The organism is Achromobacter insuavis (assembly GCF_902859645.1).
Classification (GTDB): Bacteria; Pseudomonadota; Gammaproteobacteria; order Burkholderiales; family Burkholderiaceae_B; genus Achromobacter; species Achromobacter insuavis.
Map to the genome: position 1 here is coordinate 1 of NZ_CADIJR010000140.1, position 7719 is coordinate 7719.

The 7719-nt window shown below is 67.5% G+C and carries 9 protein-coding genes; all 9 read right to left on the bottom strand.

Features of this window, described 5'->3' with window-relative positions; translation table 11 throughout:
- Window positions 1-237, bottom strand: a 237-nt coding sequence (locus H0523_RS30995) for a hypothetical protein (protein ID WP_218950889.1), incomplete at its 3' end; no start/stop codon positions are given.
- Window positions 238-239: 2 nt separating this feature from the next.
- Window positions 240-1046 carry a CbbQ/NirQ/NorQ/GpvN family protein gene (locus H0523_RS31000; protein ID WP_180180278.1) on the bottom strand — a complete coding sequence of 269 codons (807 nt, stop codon included), beginning with the start codon at window positions 1044-1046 and terminating at the stop codon, window positions 240-242.
- Between the two features lie 61 nt (window positions 1047-1107).
- Window positions 1108-2145 (bottom strand): aliphatic amidase, encoded by a 1038-nt coding sequence (locus H0523_RS31005; protein WP_054434868.1) that lies wholly within the window; start codon window positions 2143-2145, stop codon window positions 1108-1110.
- A gap of 25 nt (window positions 2146-2170) precedes the next feature.
- Window positions 2171-2860, bottom strand: coding sequence for an urea ABC transporter ATP-binding subunit UrtE (gene urtE, locus H0523_RS31010; RefSeq protein ID WP_054434870.1), 690 nt, complete (start codon window positions 2858-2860; stop codon window positions 2171-2173).
- 13 nt (window positions 2861-2873) lie between these two features.
- Window positions 2874-3635: an urea ABC transporter ATP-binding protein UrtD gene (gene urtD, locus H0523_RS31015; protein ID WP_082380629.1), complete on the bottom strand. Its 762-nt coding sequence runs from the start codon at window positions 3633-3635 to the stop codon at window positions 2874-2876.
- A 32-nt stretch (window positions 3636-3667) separates the two neighbouring features.
- On the bottom strand, window positions 3668-4714 hold the full coding sequence (gene urtC / locus H0523_RS31020) for an urea ABC transporter permease subunit UrtC (protein WP_054434872.1): 1047 nt from the start codon (window positions 4712-4714) through the stop codon (window positions 3668-3670).
- Window positions 4715-4718: 4 nt separating this feature from the next.
- Entirely contained in the window at window positions 4719-5621 is a 903-nt protein-coding gene (gene urtB / locus H0523_RS31025; RefSeq protein WP_054434874.1) for an urea ABC transporter permease subunit UrtB, read from the bottom strand.
- A 64-nt stretch (window positions 5622-5685) separates the two neighbouring features.
- Complete coding sequence (urtA, locus tag H0523_RS31030; RefSeq protein WP_054434877.1) at window positions 5686-6882, bottom strand: urea ABC transporter substrate-binding protein; 1197 nt, start codon at window positions 6880-6882, stop codon at window positions 5686-5688.
- Between the two features lie 358 nt (window positions 6883-7240).
- The coding region (locus H0523_RS31035; protein WP_180180279.1) for a hypothetical protein at window positions 7241-7719 on the bottom strand (479 nt) is incomplete at its 5' end.

Here is a 7719-nt window from a genome sequence, read left to right on the forward strand (position 1 = left end):
GCCGCCCGCCACCGGCTCCCCCGGCGCGCCCGCCGGCAGCAACAGATGCGTGGCCGTCAGCACCGGCCGCGGCGGCGCGCCGGCCGCCTCCGGATCCAGCGACTCGACCGCCATGGCGCGCCCGGCCAGGCCGCACAACAGCCACGACAGTTCCGGCTCGGCGGGATCGCGCGCGGCCGAACGCACGCGCGCGACCGCCGCGCCCTCCCCTTGCCCCGGCGAATGCAGGCCGCGCATCGTCATTCCAGGTTGGCGTCGATCAGCGCCCGCAACGCCGCCGCCATGTCGGGATCGTCGGTCAGGGCGCGGGTCATGGTCATGTCGCAGCTCTCGGCCGGACTGACGCCGTCGCGGATCAGCACGCCGGCGTAGATCAGCATGCGGGTCGACACGCCCTCGTCCAGGCCATGGTGTTTGAGCTCGCGCGAACTGTGCGCGATGCGCACCAGCCGGCGCGCCAGGCCGGCGTCGATGCCGGCCTCGTGCGCCACGATCGCCGCTTCGTGCCCGGCGTCGGGATAGTCGAAATCCAGCGCGACGAAGCGCTGCCGCGTCGACGGCTTGAGGTCCTTGGCGCTACTCTGGTAGCCGGGGTTGTACGACACCACCAGCTGGAAGTCGGGATGGGCGTGGACCACCTCGCCCTTCTTGTCCAGCGGCAGGATGCGGCGCGCGTCGGTCAGCGGGTGGATCACCACCGTGGTGTCCTGGCGCGCCTCGACCACTTCATCCAGGTAGCAGATGCCGCCGTGGCGCACCGCCAGCGTCAGCGGGCCGTCGTGCCAGGCGGTGCCGTCGGCGTCCAGCAGGTAGCGGCCGACCAGGTCGGAGGCCGTCATGTCCTCATTGCAGGCCAGCGTCACCAGGGGCCGGCCGAGCTTCCAGGCCATGTATTCCACGAAGCGCGTCTTGCCGCAGCCGGTGGGGCCTTTCAGGATCAGCGGCAGCCGGTGCGCATAGGCATGCGCGTACAGCTCGGCCTCGCGGCCGCTGGGACGGTAGTACGGTTCTTGCGCAATCCGGTAGGAGTCGAGCGGAGCGGCCACGGTACGGGTCCTGTGCAGCGGTCCGGCCGGCGCGCGGCCGGACCTGGCGAACGAAAGGGAACTAGCGGTGTTGCGGCGCCTCGTTGGGAATGCCGTCGATCGGGCATTCCGGCGTGCCCACGGTCGAGCGCGTGAACGACTCGACCTGCTTGCGCGTGCCCTCCGGATCGTTGATCCAGTTGGCGTAGAAGTTGTAGGGGCAGGCGGCGACGCCGGTGGCCTCCTCGCCGGAATTGATCTTGCCGGTGTAGCCGCGGTGCACCAGCTTGAACAGGTGGTTCTGCGACTGCATGTTCTTGCGCGCGTCGCGGATCAGGCTGGTGGACAGCTCGGCGTACTGGATGCCCATTTCCTCTTCGCCGCATTCGCCCAGCGTGCGGCCGTCGAAGCCGATGATGGCGGAATGGCCGAAGTACGAGTACACCCCGTCGAAGCCGGCGGCGTTGGCCACCGCCACGTAGACGTTGTTCATCCACGCCATGGCCTTGGACACCATCACCTGCTGGTCCTTGGCCGGGTACATGTAGCCCTGGCAGCGCACGATCAGCTCGGCGCCGCGCATGGCGCAGTCGCGCCAGATCTCGGGATAGTTGCCGTCGTCGCAGATGATGAGGCTGATCTTCAGGCCCTTGGGGCCCTCCGACACGTAGGTGCAGTCGCCCGGGTACCAGCCCTCGATCGGCACCCACGGCATGATCTTGCGGTACTTCTGCACGATCTCGCCCTGGTTGTTCATCAGGATCAGCGTGTTGTAGGGCGCCTTGTTGGGATGTTCCTCGTGGCGCTCGCCGGTCAGCGAGAACACGCCCCAGACGTTGGCGCGGCGGCAGGCGTCGGCGAACACGGCGGTCTCCTCGCCGGGAATGGCCGAGGCGGTGTCGTACATCTCCTTGGCGTCGTACATGATGCCGTGGGTCGAGTACTCGGGGAAGATGACCAGGTCCATGCCGGGCAGGCCGCGCTTCATGCCCACCACCATGTCGGCGATCTTGCGGGCGTTGTCCATCACCTCGGCCTTGGTGTGCAGGCGCGGCATCTTGTAGTTCACGACGGCCACGCCCACGCAATCGTTGCTGCTGGAGATATCTCCGTGTCTCATGACAATGCTCCTCGTTGGTTGACGGTCATACCGTCAGGAAAGACCTGATCTTGTCCTGGTCCACGCCGGCCCGGCCGGCCTCGTGCACGATGCGGCCCCGGTCGATGACCAGGAAGCGGTCGGCCAGGTCGAGCGCGAAGCCCAGCATCTGTTCGGAGACGACGATGGCGAAGCCGCGCTCCTCGCGCAGCGCGTTCAGCGCCCGCGCGATGTCCTTGATGATGGAAGGCTGGATGCCCTCGGTCGGTTCGTCCAGGATCAGCACCCGCGGATTGGAGATCAGCGCGCGGGCGATCGCCAGCTGCTGCTGTTGCCCGCCCGACAGGTTGCCGCCCTTGCGCCGGCGCATCTGCTGCAGCACCGGAAAGAAGCGGTACAGGTAGTCCGGCACCGCCTTCAGTCCGCTGCGCTCGGCGCCGGCCATGATGTTCTGCTCGACCGTCAGGAACGGAAAGATCATGCGCCCCTGCGGCACGAAGGCCAGGCCGTTGCGCACCCGCTGGTAGCTCTCCAGTCCGGACAGCTCGGCGTCATCGAGCCGGATGCTGCCGGAACCGGAACGCAGCATGCCGATCAGCGCCTTGAGCAAGGTGGTCTTGCCCATGCCGTTGCGGCCCATGATGGCCACCGATTCACCCGGCGCGACCTCGAAGCTCACGTCGCGGATGACATGCGATTCGCCGTAGCTCACATTCAACTTGTCGATGCGGAACACGGAGGTCTCCCTGTCAATGGCCGAGGTATACGTCGAGCACGCGCGGATCGGCCTGCACCTCGGCCACGCTGCCCTCGCTCAGCAGGCGGCCCTGGTGCAGCACGGTGACCTTGTGGGCGATGCGCTTGACGAAGTCCATGTCATGCTCGATCACCACCACCGACTTGCCGCGCGCGATGCGCGCCAGCAGTTCGGCGGTCTGCTCGCGTTCGCGCGGACTCATGCCGGCCACCGGCTCGTCCAGCAGCAGCAGGCGCGGCGCCTGCATCAGCAGCATGCCAATCTCCAGCCACTGCTTCTGGCCGTGGCTCAGGCGGCCGGCCTTTTCCAGCAGCCGGTCGGCCAGGAACACCTGCGCCGCCATCGCCTCGATGCGGGCGCGCACCTCGCCGGTGCGGCGAAACCGCAATGAACGGAGCACGCCATGCGCGTTCGGCAGCGAGATCTCGAAGTTCTCCAGCACCGTCAGGTCTTCGTACACCGACGGCGTCTGGAACTTGCGGCCGACCCCGGCGCGCACGATGTCGAACTCGGCCACGCGCACCAGGTCGCGGCCCTCGAACATGACCCGGCCGGCGGACGGCCGGGTCTTGCCGCAGATGATGTCCAGCAGGGTGGTCTTGCCGGCGCCGTTGGGGCCGATGATGACACGCAGCTCGTCCTGCGCCACGCTCAGGCTCAGACCGTCGACGGCGCGAAAGCCGTCGAACGACACGGTCAGGTCCTCGACGCTCAGGATGGCGCCGGCGCTGGGGCGGTCGATGCGCATGTCCATGGCGGGGGACTCCGTCAGATCCAGGGCGCCGCTCATCGCGCACCTCCGGCGGCGCGGCGCGCCTGCAGCTGGCTGATCACGCCGGCCAGGCCGTTGGGCATGGCGACCACCACCACGATGAAGATCGCGCCCAGGAAATACAGCCAGATCTCGGGGAAGGTCTCGGACAGATAGGATTTGAGAAAGCCGATCAGCAGCGCGCCGACCACCGCGCCCGGGATCGACAGCCGGCCGCCGACCGCGGCAAAGATCACCATCTCGATCGACGCCACCACGCCGATGGCCCCCGGCGAGATCAGTCCTACCTGCAAGGTGAAGAACGCGCCGCCGATGGACGACAACACCGCCGCCACGCAGAACACGCAGGCCTTCACGTGCGCCGTGTCGTAGCCGGAGAAGCGCACGCGGTCCTCGCGGTCGCGGATGGCGATGAGGATCTTGCCCAGCCGGCTGCGCACGATCGCCAGCGCCGCCAGCATGGCCAGCGTCAGGGCCGCCGCCTCGATCAGGTACAGCACCAGCTTGCCGTCATCGCCGACGATGTCCCAGCCCAGCAGCGTGCGGAAATCGGTGATGCCGTTGGCGCCGCCGGTGTCGCCCTGCTGGCCGATGATGAGCACCGTCAGCGTCATGGCCAGCGCCAGCGTCACGATGGCGAAGTACACGCCGCTGACCCGCTTGCGGAAGATCGCCAGCGAGAACAGGTACGCCGCCAGCCCGGGCAAGGCCACGATCAGCAGCAGCGTCCAGCCCAGCGAATGGAACGGCAGCCACCAGACCGGCAGGCTGTCGACGCTGCTCCACACCATGAAATCGGGCAGGTCGGGCGCGGACGCCTCCAGCTTCAGGAACATGGCCATCATGTAGCCGCCCAGGCCGAAGAAGATGCCCTGCCCCAGGCTCAGCACGCCGCTGTAGCCCCAGGTCAGCACGATGCCGATGGCGACGAAGGCGAACGCCATGTACTTGCCGACCAGGTTGAGCCGGAACGGATCCAGCGTCAGCGGCAACACGGCCAGGATCAGCAGCGCCACCAGCGCCAGCGCGATCTCTTCGGTCCTGCGGTGCAATGCCTTCATCGCGTCATCCTCGCGTCTTGGTGGCGAACAGCCCGTTGGGGCGGAAGTACAGCACCACGATCACCAGCACCAGGATGGTGACCTTGGCCATCGAGCCGCTCATCAGGTATTCCAGCGTGGTCTGCGACTGCGCGATCGCCAGCCCCGAGAACGCCGTGCCCAGCAGGCTCTGCACGCCGCCGAACACCACCACGATGAAGGAATCGACGATGTACAGCTGCCCCGTGCCGGGGTTGGTCGAGCCGATCATGGTGAAGACGCAGCCCGCGATGCCGGCCAGGCCCGAGCCCAGCGCGAACGTCAGCGCGTCGACCCGCCGCGTGTTGATGCCGACGGCCCCCGCCATGGCGCGGTTCTGCGTCACCGCGCGCACCCGCAGGCCCCAGGCGCTGCGGTACAGCAGCAGGTAGACGCCGATCGCCACCAGCAGCGTCAGGCCCAGGATGAAGATGCGGTTCAGCGGAAACTGCAGGTCGGGCGTCGGTTCCCACGCCCCGCTCAGCCACGACGCCAGCGGCACGCTGACCTCCTGCGCGCCGAAGATCGAGCGGTAGGCCTGCTGCAGGATCAGGCTCAGGCCCCAGGTCGCCAGCAGCGTGTCCAGCGGCCGGTTGTAGAACCAGCGGATGAAGCCGCGCTCCAGCAGGTAGCCGAATGCCGAAGTCGCCAGGAACGCCAGCGGAATCGCCACGAACAGATAGATGTCCATCCACCCCGGCGCCCAGTGCTGGAACGCCACCGACACCAGGTAGGTGGTGTAGGCGCCCATGGCCATCAGTTCGCCGTGCGCCATGTTGATGACACCCATCAGGCCGAACACCACGGCCAGGCCGATCGCCATCAGCAGCAGAATGCTGAACAGGCTGATCCCGTTGAAAAGCTGCATTGCGGCGATGTCGATGTTCATGATCGCGTTCCATGTCGCGTTGCCACCACCGGCGGCGCGGCCGCCAGCGTCCTGCGGGCCCGTCCTACAGCTTCGGGAAGGGATTGGGTTCGATCAGGTCGGCCGATTCCCACACCACGTCGAACTGGCCGTCGGGCCGCGCGCGGCCCACCCGCACCTTCTTCCAGACGTGGTGGTTCTTCTCGTGCACCCGCACCGTGCCCTCGGGCGCCTCCAGCGTCAGGCCGGCCGAGGCCGCGATGACCTTGTCGGGATCGAACGAACCGGCCTTCTCCACGCCCAGCTTCCACAGGTAGACGCTGTTGTAGGCCACCTCCATCGGGTCGCCGATGACGCGGTCCTGCCCGTATTTGGCCTTGAAGGCCTTGACGAATTTCTCGTTGGCCGGATTCTTCAGGCTCTGGAAATAGCCCATGCAGGCGTAGTAGCCGGCCGCGTTGTCCTTGCCGATGCCCTCGATCTCGTTCTCGGACACCACGGTGGACAGCAGCACCACGCGCGTGCCGTCCAGTCCGGCCGCGCGCAGCTGCTTGTAGAAGGCCACGTTGGAACCGCCCACCACCGTGCTGTAGATGCACTCCGGCTTGGCGGCCTTGATCTTGTTGATGATGGACGAGAACTCGGTGTGCCCGAGCGGCGCGTATTCCTCGCCCACCACCTTGGCGCCCATGTGCGCGATGGCCGGCTTGGCGATCTTGTTGCAGGTGCGCGGATAGATGTAGTCCGAGCCCACCAGGAAGAAGGTCTTGCCCTTCTCGCGCGCCATCCACTCGACCGCCGCGATCACCGACTGCGTGGCCTCCTGCGACGGGTAGAACACGCGCGCATCCTGCTCCTGCCCTTCGTAGTAGGTCGGGTAGTACAACAGGCCCTTGCTGCGCGCCAGCACCGGCAGCAGCGCCTTGCGCGAGGCCGAGGTGTAGCAGCCGACGATGGCCGCCACCTTGTCGCGGTCCAGCAGCTTGCGCGCCTTCTCGGCGAACACGGCGTTCTCGCTGGCGCCGTCCTCGACCACCGGCTCGATCTTGCGGCCCATCACGCCGCCCGCGGCGTTGATCTCCTCGATCGCCAGTTTCTCGGCATCCACCAGCGACGCCTCGGCGATGGCGATGGTGCCCGACAGCGAATGCAGCAGGCCAAGTTTCACGGTGGCGTCCTGCGCGAACGCGGCGCGGGGCAATGCGGCCATCCCCGACGTGGCGCCCAGCAGGACCATGGAACCACTGTGCTGCAAAAAGCGGCGGCGGTTGTATGCGCTCATCGATACGCTCCTGTGCGTTTCCGAAGGCAAGCCTGCGGCCTGGCCGCCCGGGATTGGGCGGTCACCAGAGGCAGCCACATCACGACGACAACCGTCCGACCGTCATGCACCTTGCTTCGGGCAAAGCTCCGCCCACGGCGCGTCGTTGCGCCATTCGAAAGAAGACGATGTGCAAACGGAAAACGAAAAGGCCCGAGCCGGAAACTCCGGCTCGGGCCTTTTTGCCCCACGCCTGACTGGCAACACTGGCAGTCGGCGAAAATTGGAAGACGATCTTGCGTCTGGAAGGCATTCTGAAGAAGCGCACGGCCTCATGCCATGCGTATTTTCCCTTACCGGACGCGGCCTCGCGGCCGGACTAGGGCATACGGCGGATCACGCTGTTGGCGTACATCGGCCCCTGCACGTGGTGGCCGGTGACGACGTTGGTCTGGTAGCGCTGCACCACGCCTTCGAGCGATTGCGGATCGAGCAGCGCGCGCATCGTCGCGAAGCCGGCCGAGTCCACCCGCGCGGGCGCCTTGCCCTTGGGATAGAGACGGCGCTTGCCCTCGTCCATCGGCGCCTGCAGCACGCCGCCGCTGGCGATCAGGTCCAGCACCAGCTTGCCGTCGCGCAGCCGCGCCGAGCCGTGGGCGCCGAGTTCGGCGTCGTCCAGCAGCAGGCTGCCGGTCAGCGCGTAGTCGCCCGATGGCAGCGGCTGCACGTACAGCCGCAAGGTGTAGGGCGGTTCGCCGTTGCGGTCGTCCAGGGTCCAACGGTACTCGCCGGCGGCCCAGGCGGGCGCGGCTTGCGCCGATGCCGTGGCGGCGGGCGCGGCCGGCGCGGCGGACTGCG

Excerpts from the sequence above, each read along its gene's own strand:
- H0523_RS31005 (WP_054434868.1), bottom strand. The coding sequence starts at position 2,145 with ATGAGACACGGAGATATCTCCAGCAGCAACGATTGCGTGGGCGTGGCC.
- urtD (WP_082380629.1), bottom strand. The coding sequence starts at position 3,635 with ATGGACATGCGCATCGACCGCCCCAGCGCCGGCGCCATCCTGAGCGTC.
- urtC (WP_054434872.1), bottom strand. The coding sequence starts at position 4,714 with ATGAAGGCATTGCACCGCAGGACCGAAGAGATCGCGCTGGCGCTGGTG.
- urtB (WP_054434874.1), bottom strand. The coding sequence starts at position 5,621 with ATGAACATCGACATCGCCGCAATGCAGCTTTTCAACGGGATCAGCCTG.
- urtA (WP_054434877.1), bottom strand. The coding sequence starts at position 6,882 with ATGAGCGCATACAACCGCCGCCGCTTTTTGCAGCACAGTGGTTCCATG.